The 15,621-nt window shown below is 67.7% G+C and carries 19 protein-coding genes; 12 read left to right on the forward strand and 7 right to left on the reverse strand.

The features are described from left to right. Positions 1-46: 46 nt before the first annotated feature. From AC1MGR_RS16940 to AC1MGR_RS16950, 3 genes are all read right to left on the reverse strand, one after another. Positions 47-274, reverse strand: coding sequence for a hypothetical protein (locus AC1MGR_RS16940; protein WP_480232319.1), 228 nt, complete (start codon positions 272-274; stop codon positions 47-49). A 103-nt stretch (positions 275-377) separates the two neighbouring features. Then, positions 378-692: a polyhydroxyalkanoic acid system family protein gene (locus AC1MGR_RS16945; protein WP_108037357.1), complete on the reverse strand. Its 315-nt coding sequence runs from the start codon at positions 690-692 to the stop codon at positions 378-380. 77 nt (positions 693-769) lie between these two features. Further along, positions 770-1,120 carry a septal ring lytic transglycosylase RlpA family protein gene (locus AC1MGR_RS16950; protein WP_480232320.1) on the reverse strand — a complete coding sequence of 117 codons (351 nt, stop codon included), beginning with the start codon at positions 1,118-1,120 and terminating at the stop codon, positions 770-772. Between the two features lie 693 nt (positions 1,121-1,813). On the opposite strand from AC1MGR_RS16950, the gene AC1MGR_RS16955 reads away from it, so the two are divergent. Continuing rightward, a complete protein-coding gene (locus AC1MGR_RS16955) occupies positions 1,814-2,923 on the forward strand; it encodes a DNA methyltransferase (RefSeq protein ID WP_480232321.1) in 1,110 nt (369 codons plus the stop codon). Between the two features lie 9 nt (positions 2,924-2,932). Here the strand turns inward: AC1MGR_RS16955 and mutY are convergent, their stop codons facing one another. Then, positions 2,933-4,288 (reverse strand): A/G-specific adenine glycosylase, encoded by a 1,356-nt coding sequence (gene mutY, locus AC1MGR_RS16960; RefSeq protein ID WP_480234823.1) that lies wholly within the window; start codon positions 4,286-4,288, stop codon positions 2,933-2,935. 159 nt (positions 4,289-4,447) lie between these two features. Between mutY and AC1MGR_RS16965 the strand changes: the two genes are divergently transcribed. From AC1MGR_RS16965 to AC1MGR_RS17005, 9 genes are all read left to right on the forward strand, one after another. Beyond that, positions 4,448-4,933 (forward strand): DciA family protein, encoded by a 486-nt coding sequence (locus AC1MGR_RS16965; protein ID WP_108037363.1) that lies wholly within the window; start codon positions 4,448-4,450, stop codon positions 4,931-4,933. An 88-nt stretch (positions 4,934-5,021) separates the two neighbouring features. Beyond that, a complete protein-coding gene (locus AC1MGR_RS16970; RefSeq protein ID WP_480232322.1) occupies positions 5,022-5,675 on the forward strand; it encodes a thioredoxin domain-containing protein in 654 nt (217 codons plus the stop codon). A gap of 227 nt (positions 5,676-5,902) precedes the next feature. Then, complete coding sequence (locus AC1MGR_RS16975; RefSeq protein WP_480232323.1) at positions 5,903-6,277, forward strand: AtpZ/AtpI family protein; 375 nt, start codon at positions 5,903-5,905, stop codon at positions 6,275-6,277. A gap of 115 nt (positions 6,278-6,392) precedes the next feature. After that, entirely contained in the window at positions 6,393-7,148 is a 756-nt protein-coding gene (locus AC1MGR_RS16980) for a F0F1 ATP synthase subunit A (RefSeq protein ID WP_108037369.1), read from the forward strand. 108 nt (positions 7,149-7,256) lie between these two features. Then, positions 7,257-7,484, forward strand: a complete 228-nt coding sequence (locus tag AC1MGR_RS16985) for a F0F1 ATP synthase subunit C (RefSeq protein WP_018044493.1) — start codon at positions 7,257-7,259, stop codon at positions 7,482-7,484. 109 nt (positions 7,485-7,593) lie between these two features. Beyond that, entirely contained in the window at positions 7,594-8,157 is a 564-nt protein-coding gene (locus AC1MGR_RS16990; RefSeq protein ID WP_108037370.1) for a F0F1 ATP synthase subunit B family protein, read from the forward strand. 92 nt (positions 8,158-8,249) lie between these two features. After that, positions 8,250-8,735, forward strand: coding sequence for a F0F1 ATP synthase subunit B family protein (locus AC1MGR_RS16995; protein ID WP_181259694.1), 486 nt, complete (start codon positions 8,250-8,252; stop codon positions 8,733-8,735). Between the two features lie 128 nt (positions 8,736-8,863). Then, a complete protein-coding gene (locus AC1MGR_RS17000; RefSeq protein WP_108037374.1) occupies positions 8,864-9,790 on the forward strand; it encodes an ABC transporter ATP-binding protein in 927 nt (308 codons plus the stop codon). Next, the gene (locus AC1MGR_RS17005; protein WP_480232324.1) at positions 9,787-10,548 is read left to right on the forward strand and encodes an ABC transporter permease; all 762 of its coding nucleotides are present in this window, start codon (positions 9,787-9,789) and stop codon (positions 10,546-10,548) included. Before AC1MGR_RS17000 ends, AC1MGR_RS17005 begins: the two co-directional genes overlap by 4 nt. A 17-nt stretch (positions 10,549-10,565) precedes the next feature. Here AC1MGR_RS17005 and AC1MGR_RS17010 read toward each other — a convergent pair whose 3' ends face one another. Together AC1MGR_RS17010 and AC1MGR_RS17015 are read right to left on the reverse strand one after the other, a co-directional pair. Next, on the reverse strand, positions 10,566-11,330 hold the full coding sequence (locus tag AC1MGR_RS17010) for an alpha/beta fold hydrolase (protein ID WP_480234824.1): 765 nt from the start codon (positions 11,328-11,330) through the stop codon (positions 10,566-10,568). Positions 11,331-11,481: 151 nt separating this feature from the next. Further along, the gene (locus AC1MGR_RS17015) at positions 11,482-12,759 is read right to left on the reverse strand and encodes an outer membrane beta-barrel protein (protein ID WP_480232325.1); all 1,278 of its coding nucleotides are present in this window, start codon (positions 12,757-12,759) and stop codon (positions 11,482-11,484) included. Positions 12,760-13,104: 345 nt separating this feature from the next. Between AC1MGR_RS17015 and AC1MGR_RS17020 the strand changes: the two genes are divergently transcribed. Further along, complete coding sequence (locus AC1MGR_RS17020) at positions 13,105-13,935, forward strand: FkbM family methyltransferase (RefSeq protein ID WP_108037382.1); 831 nt, start codon at positions 13,105-13,107, stop codon at positions 13,933-13,935. Between the two features lie 31 nt (positions 13,936-13,966). On the opposite strand, the gene sfsA is transcribed toward AC1MGR_RS17020, so the two are convergent. Continuing rightward, positions 13,967-14,674 (reverse strand): DNA/RNA nuclease SfsA, encoded by a 708-nt coding sequence (gene sfsA / locus AC1MGR_RS17025; RefSeq protein WP_480232326.1) that lies wholly within the window; start codon positions 14,672-14,674, stop codon positions 13,967-13,969. Positions 14,675-14,816: 142 nt separating this feature from the next. On the opposite strand from sfsA, the gene AC1MGR_RS17030 reads away from it, so the two are divergent. Further along, entirely contained in the window at positions 14,817-15,614 is a 798-nt protein-coding gene (locus AC1MGR_RS17030) for a DUF937 domain-containing protein (RefSeq protein ID WP_480232327.1), read from the forward strand. Positions 15,615-15,621: the final 7 nt, after the last annotated feature.

A 15,621-nucleotide genomic window follows, 5' to 3' on the forward strand; every position in this document is an offset into this window, starting at 1 on the left:
AAACCCGGAATCGGGCCGCCTGTCTAAACCCGCGGTCGCGCTCTGCTCACATGGTGGGGTTGGCGGGGCCCGTCGGCATCGGGTCAGGGGCGATGGCGGGGCCGATATCCGGATCGTTCACCGGAATCTCGGTGGGCGTCACGTCGGGCGCCTCAGTGGGAGTCGTCTCCGGAACATCGATGCCAGGGGTATCCGGGCCCGGGGACGGTGTCTGAGGCGCCTCGTAGGGCGTCTCGGGGACCGGGGCTTCGGGGATCGGACCGGGATTCGACATCGCGTGCGCCTCTCAGGAGCCTCGGGGGGACGGACCGGTGGAACAGTCCGTCACCGAAGGAGGTTCCGGGCGCAAGACGGCCGGCTCCCGTCATTTCCTCCCGTCATTTCTTGGTCAGGAGCAAATTGCCCTCGCTGCCGAGCTTCTTCTGGATCTGCTGCGCGAACAGGGCCAGCAGCAGCGGCAGCCGGACCTCGACCCGAACGGTCTCGGGACGGACATCCACCTGACCGTCCACCTTCTGGCCCAGGGCCGCCATGGCGAAGTCGAGGCGGTCGTCGGTCCATGCCATCTTCTCGACGGCGACGCCCGCCTTGGCGAACAGTCCGTCGGCCTGTGTGATCCCGTCCGCGATGCGCCGACGGGCCTCGGCCAGGCCGAGTTCATGGGGGATTTCGACGATCAGCGGCTTTGCCATAGGGGTCTGAGCTCTCGGTTCCGCCGTCCAGATGGGGCCGGCCGGTCCCTCTCACAACGCCGACCGGCCCGATAAGCTCAGTTCACCACGCTCAAGGCGACGTAGGTCGTGCCGCCCATGCCGAGGGCGCGGGCCGAGCCCTTGGCGAGATCGATGATCCGGCCGCGAACGAACGGGCCGCGATCGTTGATGCGTACCACCACCGAACGGCCGTTGCGCTTGTTCTCGACCCGGACCCGGGTGCCGAACGGCAACGTGCGATGGGCGGCGGTCATCCCGTTCGGATTGAAGCGCTCGCCATTCGCCGTCCGATGGCCGCTCGCGTACCAGGAGGCGGCGCCGCTCTGGGCGCTGGCTGGCTGAACGGCGGCAAGTGTCACAACGGTCCCGATGATAGCAGCGGCCCCACGAACAGGCTTGATGGTCATCCGCATTCCCTTTGTTGTTTCGGATGGCCGGCAAAATGAAGCGGAACAGGGCCAAAATGAGACCGGTCAAATGTGGCGTGAACTGCCAAATTTGAGGCTATAACCAATTCTTAATCAACGGTTGTGTGTGGCCATATTGTCGAAGAACGATGGGCTTTGCGGTGACGAAACGGCAATGCTGGAAGACCATTGCAAGCGCCGAGAACGCGTTGCAGACGGCGTCGCCGCACAACGTCGGGATGCGAAGAAATGAAATCAGCGTTGCGCTGAGCGAAACCCTGGTCTGCGGCGAGATGGAAAGCCTCGATGGAGACGAATCTTCTCCTTCCAGGCGTTGGTGGGCCTTGGGCACGCGTGCCCTTGAGCCGGTCACGACGCCGTACGGGATACTACTGTGTTTTCGAAGACGAAGTGGACGTGTCCTCGCAACCTGTCAGGACCAGATCGTTTCCTTGGAGATGCTTTCGCAATAGCCTTCGGACCGTTCGCGCGATCAGCCCGGCAAAAACTGCAGCCCCAAAACGAGACGCTTTCTCTTCATCCTGGCAACCCGCCCTTTACGTTAACGGGGCCAAGGTCTGCCGGTCAGTCGCGTAACCGGTGTTTGCCATGGCTTCCCTGCGTACCGCGGTTGCCGACACCGTCGCCCGGAAAAGTGTCTCGCGTACCGGGCGGCCCGTGTCGGCGCCGCGGATGGGTCTCGTACCCCCCGCTCAGCGTCTTCCTCTCGACGAGATCCTCGTCGGAGACTGCATCGCTGCGATGAACGCCCTTCCGGCGTCCAGCGTCGACTGCGTGTTCGCCGACCCGCCCTACAACCTCCAGCTCGGGGAAGGCTCGCTGCTGCGTCCCGATCAGAGCCGGGTCGACGCGGTCGACGACGACTGGGACAAGTTCTCGACCTTCGCCGCCTACGACGCCTTCACCCGCGAATGGCTCGCGGCCGCGCGCCGGGTGATGAAGCCGAACGCCACCCTGTGGGTCATCGGCTCCTACCACAACATCTTCCGGGTCGGCGCCACGCTGCAGGACCTCGGATTCTGGATCCTCAACGACATCGTCTGGCGCAAGGCCAACCCGATGCCGAACTTCCGCGGCAAGCGCTTCACCAATGCGCACGAGACCCTGATCTGGGCCTCCCGCTCCGCGGAGTCGAAGGGCTACACCTTCCATTACGAGGCGCTGAAGGGCGGCAACGACGACGTCCAGATGCGCTCCGACTGGTTCATCCCCCTCTGCACCGGCGACGAGCGCCTGAAGGGCGCCGACGGGCAGAAGGTCCACCCGACGCAGAAGCCGGAGGCGCTGCTCGCCCGCACGCTCCTCTCGGCGACGAACCCCGGCGACGTGGTGCTCGATCCGTTCTTCGGGACCGGAACCACCGGCGCCGTCGCCAAGCGCCTCGGCCGGCACTTCATCGGCATTGAGCGCGAGACGGTCTACGCCGAGGCGGCCCGCGCCCGCATCGATGCCGTCGAACCCCTGTCGCAGGCCGCCCTGCTGGTGGCCCCGAGCAAGCGCGCCGAACCCCGCGTCGCCTTCCTCAGCGTCATCGAGGCCGGACATATCCGCGCCGGGGAGACCCTGACCGATGCGCGCGGCCGGCACAGCGCGATCGTGCGCCCCGACGGTACCCTGATGGCCGGACCGGCCACGGGCTCGATTCACAAGATCGGTGCCCTGGTGCAGGGCTTTCCCGCCTGCAACGGTTGGGATTTCTGGCACGCGACCCGGAACGGCAAGCCGGTCCTCATCGACGTGTTCCGGGCCAAGATGCGCTCCGCCATGGGCTCGGCCGCCTGAGGAGGCCGCTCAACGCGTTCTCGGCCGTCCCCGCTTGCGGAGCGCGGCCGGGGGCGCCTCCTCGACCGGGCTCTCGAACTCGTCCGCGGCCTCGTCGGGATTCGGAGCCGGCATCGGGCGCGGGGTGGGCTTCGGCACAGGGCGGAACCGCGGCGACGGAGCGGGCGCTTCCGGCTCCGGCTCGGCGAAGAGCGGCGTATCCGCCACGCTCCGCATGGCCTTCGGCCGGCCGCGCTTCGCAGCCTTTTCCACCGGCGGTTCCACCGCCTCGGGCTTCGGATCGAAGGCGTGTGCCAGCACCTTCTTCATCACGCCCGGCAGCGGTTCCGTCTCGAGATCGCGGCGCGGCGTGAACCGCAGGCCCGGCGGCGGCGCCGTGCTGAGTGCCACCTTGGCGACGAAGACCGTCAATTCCAGGGGAAAATGCGTGAAGCCGTGCCGGACGAGGCCCGGTAGCCGCTTCCAGCGCGCGTCGAGCGGGGCGTCCAGGAGGGCCTGGGCCGGATCATAGCCGGGCTCCCAGGGACTCGTGGGCGGTTCGGCCATGGACCCCAGCAAGCCTTCGGGCGGCCGGGTGCGCAGCAGAACCGCTTCGTCGCCGCTGCGGATCGCCACGAAGGCCGCGCCCCGGCGCAAACTGCCCTTCACGGCCTTCACCTTCCTCGGAAAGGTCTCCTGCAGTCCGAGGGCCCGGGCGCGGCAGGGGGCCATCCAGGGGCAGAGGGCGCAGGCCGGACGCTTGGGCGTGCACAGGGTCGCGCCGAGATCCATCACCGCCTGGGCGAAATCGCCGGGGCGTTCCTCCGGTACGAGCGCCTGGGTCTCCGTACGGATCTCGGGGCGGGCCGCCGGGAGGGTCGTCTCGATGGCGAAGAGCCGCGTCATCACCCGCTCGACATTGCCGTCCACCGCCGCCTCCCGGCGGTCGAACGCGATCGCCGCGACGGCGCCCGCCGTGTAGGCGCCGACGCCCGGCAGCTTGCGCAGGGCAGCGGCCGTGTCGGGAAATCGCCCGGCCGCTGCCACCGCCTTGGCGCAGGCGTGAAGGTTGCGGGCTCGGGAATAGTAGCCAAGCCCGGCCCAGGCCGACATCACGGCCTCTTCGGGCGCCGCCGCAAGATCGTCGACGGTGGGGAAGCGGGCCAGGAACTTGGCGAAATAGGGTTTGACCGCCGCGATCGTGGTCTGCTGCAGCATCACTTCCGAGAGCCAGACCCGGTAAGGATCGGGCGTCTCCCCCGGCAGCGCCCGCCAGGGCAGGACCCGGCGATGCCGGTCGTACCAGGTCAGGAGGTCCGCGGCCTCGGGGGCTGGAGCTGTGGTGTGGGGCACGGGCACCGGCGCGTGATGGGGATGCCCGTCCATAGACCGCCGGCCCGGTGCGTCCAAGGCCGACCTGTCCGGACGTGCTTCTCGAGCAGGGTCCGGGCACCCCGCTTCGGCTGGGCGGAACGGCGTGCTAACCATTACGGCCGATACCGGAGCCTCGGTCCCGTCCCGGTCGGACACACGGAAACCTTGCGCATGGCGCGTGTCAAACCCCTCGCCGAGCTGCTGGAGGGCTGCATCGGCCCCGCCTTCGCGGCGCAAGGGTTCGCCTCCACCGACATCCTGGCCGCGTGGCCCGAGATCGTCGGCGAGCGACTCGCGCGCTACTGCCAGCCCTCGAAGCTCGAATGGCCGCGCCGGCGTCGGCGCGAGGAGGAGGGGCGCCCGGACCCCGGCACCCTCGTGGTCCGGGTCGAGGGTGTGTTCGCCCTCGAACTGCAGCACCTCGCTCCGGTGGTGATCCAGCGCATCAACGCCCATTACGGCTGGGCCTGCGTCGGCAAGATCGTGATGCGCCAGGGGCGGGTCGATCGAACCGGGCGCCGCCCTGCACCGCCGGTGGTGGATCCCGTCCGCCGCGGCGAAGTGGCGCTTGCGGTCCGGACGATCGAGCACGACGCCCTGCGCGACGCCCTGGACCGGCTCGGGACGGCGATCGTCGCGACAACACACAAGCGCTAGGGCGCCGCGCGCCGCCTTGTCAGGACGCCTGCAGGATTCTACCGCATCGCTCCAGACGATTTGGTCCGCGACCGGAGCCTCCCCGATCATGATCACCCGACGCGATGCCCTGAAAGCCACCGGCCTTGCCGTCGGCGCCGCGGTTCTCCTGCCCCGGTTCAGCCTTCCGGCGCTGGCTGAGGAGGTGAACCTCTCGACTCTGATGGAGCCCGGGCCCCTCGGCGACGTCTGGCTCGGTCCGAAGGACGCCAAGGTCACGATCATCGAGTACGCCTCGATGACCTGTTCCCACTGCGCCGCCTTCCACAAATACACCTGGCCGGCCCTGAAGGAGCGCTACATCGACACCAACAAGGTGCGTTTCACGCTGCGCGAGTTCCCCCTCGATCCGCTGGCCACCGCCGCCTTCATGCTGGCGCGCTGCGACGGCGACGCGAAGTACTATCCCATCACTGATTTGCTCTTCGACCAGCAGCAGGCCTGGGCCTACGTGCAGAAGCCGCAATCGCCGGTGGATGCCATGGAGCAGATGCTGCGGCAGGCCGGGTTCTCCAAGGAGAAGTTCGAGGCCTGCCTGAAGGACCAGAAGCTCTACAGCGCCGTCAACGCGGTGAAGCAGAAGGGCATGGACACCTTCAAGGTCGATTCGACTCCGACGTTCTTCATCAACGGCGAGCGCTTCAAGGGCGAGATGACCATCGAGGGCATGGAGAAGGTGATCAAGCCTCTGTTGGGCGCGTGAGACCCGCGAAGCGGGGCCGAAGCGGGAACGGCCTCGCATGGCGCCGGCGACCGGGTGTGAGAACACCTGGGGGCGGATCGGCAAAACACCGATTTCCCGTGACGTGACAATATCTTACGTGAGGTCTGGGGCGCCTTGACACCCAAGGTGGGCGAAACTATGGTGCGCCCCGCTTGAAGGAGGCGTTCCGCCGGTTCCCTCCGCTCTCGCCAATGTGAGTTCTCGCCGTGAGCGGCAACGAAACTGCGGACGAAGGCGGGGACGGGCGGAAGAAAGCACTGGACGCGGACCTCTCTCAGAGGCTCAAACGTCTTGAGACGCAGATTGAGCGGAAGCGGCCGAGTGCCCCTCCCGATCATTCGTCGCGTCCCGGTTCTGCGGCCGGGCCCTCTCCTCTCGGCCAAGCGATGCGGCTCTCGACCGAGTTCATCGCGGGCGTCCTCGCCGGGGGCATTCTCGGTTGGATGTTCGATCATTACCTCGGGACGAAACCCTGGGGACTGATCGTCCTGCTGATGTTGGGGTTCGTCACCGGCGTCTACAACGTCATGCGCGTCTCGGGGTCTCTGCCCAAGGCGTCGACGAAGGAAGAGGACCGCTAGCGGTCCTCGGGGAGCGCCGCGCACGCGGCGAACCAAATTCGAATCATGCCGCTCGCGCGGCACCGGTGGTGGCGGGCCGTCTGGCCGGCCGAGAGTCAGAAGGGCGGGAGCGGCAATGGCCGTAAAGATGGATCCGATCCACCAGTTCGAGCTCAAGCCGCTGGTCTCCTTCGGTCATATCGGCAACCAGGAGATCGCGTTCACCCAGTCCGCGCTCTACATGTTCGCCGCCGTTGGGATCATCGCGCTGATCACCGTCGTGGCCACCGCCCGCCGCTCGGTGGTGCCGGGCCGCATGCAGTCCATGGCCGAGATCTTCTACGAGTTCATCGGCTCGACCCTGCGCCAGTCCGCGGGCCACGGCTCCGAGCGCTTCATGCCGCTGATCTTCTCGCTCTTCATGTTCGTGCTCGTGCTGAACATGCTCGGCATGATCCCCTACGCCTTCGCGGTGACGAGCCACATCATCGTCACCTTCGCGCTGGCCCTCCTCGTGATCGGCACCGTCATCGTGTACGGCTTCATGGCCCACGGCACGAAGTTCCTGAAGGTGTTCGTCCCGTCGGGCGTGCCCGGCTGGCTCATGCCGATGATCGTCGCCATCGAGATCGTGTCCTTCATCTCGCGCCCGATCAGCCTCGCGGTTCGTCTCTTCGCCAACGTGCTCGCCGGTCACATCGCGCTCAAGATCTTCGCGGGCTTCGTGCCGGCGCTGCTCGCCGCCGGTGCCTGGGGTGCCATCTCGCCGCTGCCCCTGGCCCTCAGCGTGGCCGTCACGGCCCTCGAGTTCCTCGTCGCCGGTCTGCAGGCCTACGTCTTCGCGACGCTCGCCTCGATCTATCTCAGCGACGCCCTGCATCCCGGCCACTGAGCCGGGTCATCCCGGCCGAGGGCCGGGACACCCCCTTCCGTCCCCGGTTCGCGATCGCGGCCGGATTTCTCTCCACGCAACGACGACACGGACACTAGGAGCAATTTGATGGATCCCTTAGCTGCCAAGTACATCGGTGCCGGCCTCGCCTGTCTCGGTATGGCGGGCGCCGCCATCGGCCTCGGCAACCTCTTCGGCCAGTTCTACGCCGGCGCGCTCCGCAACCCGTCGGCTGCCGATGGCCAGCGCGGCAACCTGCTCCTCGGCTTCGCCCTCACGGAAGCGCTCGGCATCTTCTCGCTGCTCGTCGCGCTGCTGCTCCTGTTCGCCGTCTAAGACACCCTCGCCGTCTCGGATCTCGAACCGATACCGGGCCGGACGCCGCCTCCCGACGGGATGGCACGCGCGTCCGGTCCCCACTCCTTGAAATTACGCGAAGGACGTCATGGCTCAGCCGGCCCATTCGACCGCAACGCATGAAGGCTTCGCCGCGACGCCGGCCGCCGAGCACGGCGGCGGCTTCCCGCCCTTCGAGAGCCACACCTTCGCATCCCAGCTCATCTGGCTCGCCCTCGCCTTCGGGCTGCTCTACTACCTGATGGACAAGATCGCGCTGCCGCGCATCCAGGCCATCCTGCATGATCGTGCCGTGCGTCTGTCCGGTGATCTCGACGAGGCGCAGCGCCTCAAGGCCGAGGCGGATGCCGCCGGAGCCGCCTACGAGAAGTCCCTGAGCGATGCGCAGGCCAAGGCGCAGGCGATCGCCCTCGAGACCCGCACGGCCCTGACGCAGGAAGCCGAGACCAAGCGCAAGGCCCTCGAGGCCGAGCTGAACGCTCGCATCGCCGCCTCTGAAGCGACCCTTCGCACGCGGACCACCGAGGCCATGGGCAACGTCCGCGGCATCGCCGGTGAGACGGCGTCGGCGATCGTCGAGCGTCTGACGGGCCGGAGCCCGGACGAGGCCGCCCTCGCCAAGGCCCTCGACAGCGTCTCCTTCCCGCACTGAGACGGACGCCAAACCACACCTGACCGGCAGGACCCGAGGGTCGAAGACCCCGCCGGACCGCCGGACACCATCGAGTTGGGACGACGAGCATGTTGTTGGAAGCCGAATTCTGGGTCGCAGTCGCCTTCGTCCTGTTCATGGCCGTGGTCTGGAAGGTCGGGGGATTCAACCAGGTCACCAAGGGACTGGATGGCCGCGCCAAGCGCGTCCGCCACGAGCTCGACGAGGCCCGCCGCCTCCGTGAGGAGGCTGCCGGCGTCCTCGCCGACTACAAGAAGCGCCGCGCCGACGCCGAGCGCGAGGCCGAGGCCATCGTGGCGTCCGCCCGTGAGGAGGCCCAGCGGATCGCCGACGAGGGTCACGCCCGCCTGAACGACTTTATCGCTCGCCGCACCAAGTCGGCCGAGACCAAGATCGCACAGGCCGAGGTCCAGGCGACCGCCCAGGTCCGGGCCGCCGCCGCCGACGCAGCCGTGAAGGTCTCGGAAGTCATCCTGCGCGAGCGCATGCAGGGTGAGACGGCCGAAGGTCTCGTTCGCCAGAGCCTCGGCGAGGTCCGGACCCGTCTGCGGGCCTGATTTTTCCCTCTGCGACACCACGGAAAGCCGCCGCGAGGCGGCTTTCTCGTTTTTGGGGCCGTCCCACGTCGGCGGCGTGCTAGAAGGCCGCCCCGATCGCGCCGGCACCATGCCGCAGCGGAGTCCCGATGCAGCCGATCATCTCGATCCAGAACCTGTCCAAGGTCTACGCCTCGGGCCTCAAGGCCCTCGACGGAATCAACCTCGATATCGCCGAGGGCGAGATCTTCGCGCTGCTCGGGCCGAACGGAGCCGGCAAGACCACGCTGATCAGCATCGTCTGCGGCATCGTCACGGCGAGCGCCGGCCGCATCCTCGCGGGCGGGCACGACATCGCCCGGGACTACCGCCGGGCCCGTCGGCTGATCGGCCTCGTACCGCAGGAACTCACCACCGACGCCTTCGAGACGGTGTGGGCGACGACGAGCTTCAGCCGCGGGCTCTACGGCCTGAAGCCGGATCCGGCGCATATCGAGCGTATCCTGCGCGACCTCTCCCTGTGGGAGAAGCGCGACGCGCGGATCATGACCCTGTCGGGCGGGATGAAGCGGCGAGTCCTCATCGCCAAGGCCCTCAGCCACGAGCCGCGGATCCTCTTCCTCGACGAACCCACCGCCGGCGTCGACGTGGAACTGCGCCGCGACATGTGGCGGCTCGTACGCTCGCTGCGCGACACCGGCGTCACCATCATCCTGACCACGCACTACATCGACGAGGCCGAGGAGATGGCCGACCGCATCGGCGTGATCCGCAAGGGCGAGATCATTCTGGTCGAGGAGAAGGCCGAGCTGATGCGCAAGCTCGGCAAGAAGCAGATGACGCTGAACCTGCAGGAGCCGCTCGCCGCCCTGCCCCCGGCCCTGGCGCGGCACGATCTCACGCTGAAGCCGGACGGGCAGGATCTGGTCTACACCTACGACACCAAGGGCGAGCGCACCGGCATCACGGCGCTGCTGGCCGACCTCGCCGCCGCCGGCATCCGCTTCCGCGACCTCCAGACCAGCCAGTCCTCTCTGGAGGAGATCTTCGTCGACCTCGTGAAGGAACGCGCATGAACTGGTACGCGGTCCGCGCCATCTACGGTTTCGAGATGGCGCGCTTCTGGCGCACGGCGCTGCAGAGCATCGTGGCGCCGGTCATCGCCACCTCCCTCTACTTCGTGGTCTTCGGGGCGGCCATCGGATCGCGGGTCGCGTCCGTGGACGGGGTCGCCTACGGTGCCTTCATCGTGCCCGGGCTGATGATGCTCTCGCTCCTGACCCAGAGCATCGCCAACGCCTCGTTCGGCATCTACTTCCCGCGCTTCGCCGGCACGATCTACGAGATCCTGTCGGCTCCGGTGTCGCCCCTCGAGATCGTACTCGGCTATGTCGGCGCGGCGGCGTCGAAGTCGATCCTCATCGGGCTCATCATCCTGGCTACCGCCGCCCTGTTCGTACCCCTGCGGATCGAGCATCCCTTCGTGATGGCGCTGTTCCTGCTCCTGACGGCGGTCACCTTCAGCCTGTTCGGCTTCCTGATCGGCCTCTGGGCCGACGGCTTCGAGAAGCTGCAGCTTGTGCCGCTCCTCATCGTGACGCCGCTGACCTTCCTCGGCGGCAGCTTCTACGCCATCGAGATGCTGCCGCCGTTCTGGCGCGCCGTGAGCCTCGCCAACCCGGTGGTCTACCTGATCAGCGGCTTCCGCTGGGCCTTCTTCGGCACCTCGGATGTCGGTGTCGGCATCAGCCTCACGATGGCATTGGTCTTCCTGATCCTGTGCTTGGCCGGCGTGACCTGGATCTTCCGGACCGGCTACCGCCTGAAGAGCTGAGGCGCGGCGTCGCCCATTCAGGGGCGCTTGGCCAGGAAATCGAGGACACCCGTCCGGTGGCCACGGTCGCCCACGGCCGTGCTGTGGTCGCGGTTTGGCAGTTCGAGGGCCGTGCCGTTCGGGAACAGGGCCGCCAGCGCCGGACCGGAGCCCGAGACGGTGTCGAGGGTGCCGGTCGTCACCAGGGCCGGTGCCCGGATCTCGGCGACTTCGGCCCGTGACAGGGCCTGGCGCGATCCGCGCATGCAGGCGGCCAAGGCCCTCAGGTCGCTCTTCGTCTGCTCGGCGAAGGTGCGGAACGCGGCGGCCGTCGGATTCGGGGCCGGGGCACCGGGCTCCGCCTCCAGGGCCTCCGCGATCCCGTCCGGCAGGCCTTTGCCCTCCACGAGGTGCAGGCCGAGGCCGCCGAGCAGCAGCGAACGGACGCGCTCCGGCGCATCGAGGGCGAGGAACGCGGCGATGCGTGCGCCCATCGAGTAGCCCATGATATCGGCGCTGGGGATCGCGAGATGGTCGAGCAGGCGGCGGGCATCCTGGGCCATCAGATCCGCGCCGTAGGCCTCGGGGTCGTAGAGCTTCTGGCTCTCGCCGTGCCCCCGGTTGTCGAAGGCGATTGTGCGATAGCCCGCCTGGGTCAGGGTCCGGACCCACAGCGTGTTGACCCAGTTCACCGCATGGTTCGACGCGAAGCCGTGGATCAGCAGGACGGGATCACCCGACCCGCCGACGGCCGGGACGTCGATATAGGCGAGGGTGATACCGTCGGAATCGAAGCGCTGCATAAGCTCGGGCCTTATCGGGCGGGGCATGGTCCCGCCTCCTTGGACCGCTGCGCGCGCGGACGGAAGCCCTTCGGTGACGCGAGGCCGCAAATGAAAGCGGCGGCAGGTTTCCCTGCCGCCGCGTTTCGTCGAACCGGACCGTCGGATCGGATCAGAAGGTGATGCCGGTCTCGATCATGTAGCGCTCCTGCGAGGTCTTCAGGCCGGTGCGGCCGAAGCCGGTGCCGGCGAGACCCGGGACGATGGTGCTGATGTTGTAGAGCTGAACGGTCGAGAACTCGCCGCGGATGAAGTAGCGGTCGAAGGTGAAGGTCGGCGTCACCGTGAAGGAGAACGCCGAGCTGCCGGGACCGTAGAGGACGCTCGACTGACCGGCGAAGTTGCCGCGGGTTCCGCTCTGGGTGATGTACTCGACGCGGCCGGCCAGGGCGAAGTTGTCGGTGAAGGCGTAGCTGGCGAGCAGCGCGCCGCCGACGGTCTCGGCACCGGCGAGGCCGAGAACGGTATTGCTCTCGACGTTCGTGTACTGGACGTACGGCGTCACGATCCAGGGACCATCGGCGTAGGTGTAGTTGGCGCTGATGATGCTACTGTTCTGCAGCGTCTGGGGCGTGGCGAACTGGTAGCGCAGGCCGCGCGAGGTGAGGCCGTCGAAGTTGGTGTAGCTGGAGAAGTGCGTGCCGCCGTTGATGCCGACCGTGTTGGCGGCATCGATCTTGTAGGTGATCGCACCCGTGATCCAGTTGATCTCACCCGAGTAGAAGCCGTCGGTCGCGGCGAACGAGGCGGCCCACGGACCGTCCGAGTAGTTCACCTGAACGCCCTGGTTGATCACGTTCTCCTGGTTGAACAGGAGGCCGCGCGAGATGTTCAGGTTCTGGAAGGTGAAGGGAAGTTCCGAGCCGATCAGGGTCGGCATGCGGCCGCCCTGGACCGACCAGTTGTCGTTGATCACGTACTTGCCGAACACGATCGGAACCGGGGAGAAGAGCAGGTCGGTCTGATCGAAGGCGCTGAAGATCGGTGCGCCGAGGCCCGGGATCGTGTAGGCGCCGAAGGCAGCATAGAACTGGAACGGACCGTCGGCCTTCTGGATGAAGCCCATGAGGTTCGAGAAGTCGGCGCGCGCACCACGGTCGAGCGGAATGCCCGGGGGCGAGAAGGCGGCCGAAAGCTGGTTCGTCTGCGTGTAGAAGTATCCGCTCACCGCACCGCCGACATAGATGTCGCCGAAGGCGCCGAGGGTCAGGCAGGATGGGTTCGGGTTCTGCTTGATGACGCCGCCATAGGCCGGGAAGGTGATCTCGGCCTTGCAGGGCGCGGGCGGGGCGGGAACCGCCAGCACCTTCGCCGGCATGTCGGCTGCGAAGGCGCAGACCGAGGACAGCAGGACGGCGGAAAGGGCAAGGAGCGAGCGGTGCATGGCCATGGGAACTCTGCAGGAGAATTTGCGTTGGCGTGACGTTCTCAAAGGTTCCCTGTTACGGCAAAGCTATCCTTTGTGCAGACGCCTATTTTTCAGGCAATTTAGGCTGCTCGAAACTGGTTTCAGTCGTGGTGTTGCCACAATGGAACAGGTCTGACCACCACATCCGGCCTCGAGGATTTCCGGCAGCTTCCCAGGCGTTTCGCAGGCTCGGTCTCGATTGCGACCGCCTCCCTTCGCTTGAACCCGCTGCGGCGCGCAACTCAGTGCCGGATTTCCAGCGCCCTGCCGCCATCTCTTGACGCCTTCGCTTGCCGCCGCGCCCGTGCGCTGGCATCAGCACGCACGATGAAAGACACGCAGCCCTACGGCACCTACGCTCCCACCGGCCTCGTCGCGCGCATCGCTCAGCAGACGGGACGGATCTCGTATGCGAGCTGGGCAGGGCGACGCCTCGCCCTGTTCCTGCGTCGGGTGGCGATCGGGCTCTTGCGCGGCGCGCCCTTGGACGTGGAGCGCTACGGCGCGCGCATGCGGCTCTACCCCTACAACAACAACTGCGAGAAGAAGGTGCTCTTCACGCCGCAGTTCTTCGACCCGGAGGAGCGCGAACTCCTTCGGGCAAAGCTTCAGCCCGGCTGCACGTTCCTGGATATCGGTGCGAACATCGGCGCTTACGCACTGTTCGTGGCGGCCTTCGCCGGGCCCCGGGCCCGGATCCTGGCCGTCGAGCCGCAGCCCGACGTGTTCGACCGCCTCACCTACAACATCGGTCAGAATCCGTTCGGGACGGTCAAGGCTGTGGCTTGCGCGATTGCCGACAAGGCCGGAGAACTCACCCTCTTCGTGGACCCGCGCAACCGCGGCGAATCGAGTTTGAAGATCGTCGGGACGAACGAGGGCGCGCAGATCCGTGTGCCTGCCGTCCCCCTGCTGGATCTCGCGCTCGGAGAGGGCATCGCGCGCATCGACGCGATGAAGCTCGACGTCGAGGGCGCCGAGGATTTGATCCTCGAACCCTTCCTGCGGGCCGCACCCGCAAGCCTCCATCCGCGGCTGCTCATCGTCGAGAACGGCACCGATCAATGGCAGATCGACCTGCCGGCCCTGCTCGAGCAGAACGGCTATCGCCGGATCGCCCGGACCCGCCTCAACCTGATCTTCGAGCGGGCGGACTGACGGGCTCGCGCCGCCTTTCTCGGACGCGCCCCTAAAGCACCGGGATGGCGTCGGCCACGGTGATTCCACCCGGCTCGATGCGGCAGCGATGGGCGTAAACGGCCACGCCGGCTGCCCGAGCGATCTGAAGGGCGCGGTCGAAGGCGGGATCGAGGTCCCGGGCGGCGTCGAAGCGGTCTGCCCACATCTGCACCACGATGATGACCATGGCGCGTCCCCCGGCCGCGACGACGGCCGCGAGGTCCGTCATGTGGCGGGCGCTGCGGGCGGCGACGCAATCCGGAAATTCCGCGAGACCCGGGCTGCGCATCAGGTGGCAGTTCTTCACCTCGACATGGCAGGGCGGCATCCCCTCCCCGGTGGCGAGGAAGTCGACCCGGCTGGCCCGGGCGTAGCGGACTTCGGGGCGCAGGGCGGTGTAGCCGGCCAGGGACGGCAGCCCGCCAGCGGCGAAGGCCTCCGCCACCAGGGCGTTCGGCCGCATCGTGTTGATCCCGACCCACTGCCGGCCGCCGGGCAGGTCGGCCTCCACCAGTTCCCACGAGAAGGGGAGCTTGCGCGTCGGGCTCCGGACGTCGGCCAGGAGGACCCGCGCGCCCGGCACCGCCAGTCCCAGCATCGCCCCCGGATTGGGACAGTGGGCCGTGATCAGGGACCCATCGGCGAGTTGCAGGTCGGCGAGGAAACGCTTGTAGCGACGCACCAGGCGCGCCTCGAGCAGGGGCGAAGGGAAGCGCATCGCGGGTCCGGGGCAAGAAACAGGTTGATGCGGGCTCCCGTCGGCGGGGAATCGGGCGGTCATGAGGCGCCCGGGCTGGTCAGTGCTGACCGGATGCGACAGAATTCGCAGGGCGCGCCCGGGTCGATGACCGGGAAAGCCGTTGTTCGTCCGCGAGGCCGCCATGTTCAATCTGTTCGACATCCTCCAGGCGCAGGCGGGCGCCAACGCGCAGGGATTCGGACGGCAGTTCGGCCTGTCGCCGGAACAGAGCCTGCGCGCGATGGAAGCCCTGCTCCCGGCCCTGACCATGGGGCTGCAGCGGAACGTCGCTCAGGATCCGACCGGCTTTGCCCATCTCTTCAATCTCGTCGGCCCCAGCGCACCGAAGGCGACGAGCGCGACGCCGCAGATGGACATGCTGGTCCAGCAACTCTTCGGCTCGCCGCATCTGAGTCAGGCGGTTCTGCAGCAGGCCGCCGCCGTCAGCGGCGTTGCGATGCCGGCCTTGAAGCAGATGCTGCCGGTCATGGCCGGCATGGTGGTGGCGGGGATCGTCCACGTCATGATCAACCAGGCGCCTGCCGCCGCGCCGGCCCCCCGTGCCGAGGCGAACCCGTTCGGCTTCCCGGCCACTGCCTGGTCGGAGATGATGCAGGCGTTCCTGAAATCCGGCGCCAGTGCCCCGGCCGCCGCACCCGAGACGCGGTCGCGTCCCGCGCCGGCACGGCTCGCGGCCCCGCCCCGGCCCGAGCCCGCTGCACCGGACAGGTCAGCCGCGGAGGCGCCGTTCGACATGATGCAGCAGATGTTTCAGACGGGCCTGGAGGTGCAGCAGGAGAATGCCCGCGCGATGCAGCGCTTGTTCGACACCTTCTGGCAGAAGCCCCGCGACTCCACCGGGACGGGCGGGAATGACTCCGGAGACCAGCCGAAGGCAGGCCGGACAGGACAGCACTAGGCCGGGC

It is taken from the genome of Methylobacterium sp. BI1 (genome assembly GCF_056680125.1).

Coding starts and splice junctions, on each gene's coding strand:
- AC1MGR_RS16940 (WP_480232319.1), bottom strand. CDS start 274: ATGTCGAATCCCGGTCCGATCCCCGAAGCCCCGGTCCCCGAGACGCCC.
- AC1MGR_RS16945 (WP_108037357.1), bottom strand. CDS start 692: ATGGCAAAGCCGCTGATCGTCGAAATCCCCCATGAACTCGGCCTGGCC.
- AC1MGR_RS16950 (WP_480232320.1), bottom strand. CDS start 1,120: ATGACCATCAAGCCTGTTCGTGGGGCCGCTGCTATCATCGGGACCGTT.
- AC1MGR_RS16955 (WP_480232321.1), top strand. CDS start 1,814: ATGGGTCTCGTACCCCCCGCTCAGCGTCTTCCTCTCGACGAGATCCTC.
- mutY (WP_480234823.1), bottom strand. CDS start 4,288: ATGGACGGGCATCCCCATCACGCGCCGGTGCCCGTGCCCCACACCACA.
- AC1MGR_RS16965 (WP_108037363.1), top strand. CDS start 4,448: ATGGCGCGTGTCAAACCCCTCGCCGAGCTGCTGGAGGGCTGCATCGGC.
- AC1MGR_RS16970 (WP_480232322.1), top strand. CDS start 5,022: ATGATCACCCGACGCGATGCCCTGAAAGCCACCGGCCTTGCCGTCGGC.
- AC1MGR_RS16980 (WP_108037369.1), top strand. CDS start 6,393: ATGGCCGTAAAGATGGATCCGATCCACCAGTTCGAGCTCAAGCCGCTG.
- AC1MGR_RS16985 (WP_018044493.1), top strand. CDS start 7,257: ATGGATCCCTTAGCTGCCAAGTACATCGGTGCCGGCCTCGCCTGTCTC.
- AC1MGR_RS16990 (WP_108037370.1), top strand. CDS start 7,594: ATGGCTCAGCCGGCCCATTCGACCGCAACGCATGAAGGCTTCGCCGCG.
- AC1MGR_RS17000 (WP_108037374.1), top strand. CDS start 8,864: ATGCAGCCGATCATCTCGATCCAGAACCTGTCCAAGGTCTACGCCTCG.
- AC1MGR_RS17005 (WP_480232324.1), top strand. CDS start 9,787: ATGAACTGGTACGCGGTCCGCGCCATCTACGGTTTCGAGATGGCGCGC.
- AC1MGR_RS17010 (WP_480234824.1), bottom strand. CDS start 11,330: ATGCAGCGCTTCGATTCCGACGGTATCACCCTCGCCTATATCGACGTC.
- AC1MGR_RS17015 (WP_480232325.1), bottom strand. CDS start 12,759: ATGGCCATGCACCGCTCGCTCCTTGCCCTTTCCGCCGTCCTGCTGTCC.
- AC1MGR_RS17020 (WP_108037382.1), top strand. CDS start 13,105: ATGAAAGACACGCAGCCCTACGGCACCTACGCTCCCACCGGCCTCGTC.
- sfsA (WP_480232326.1), bottom strand. CDS start 14,674: ATGCGCTTCCCTTCGCCCCTGCTCGAGGCGCGCCTGGTGCGTCGCTAC.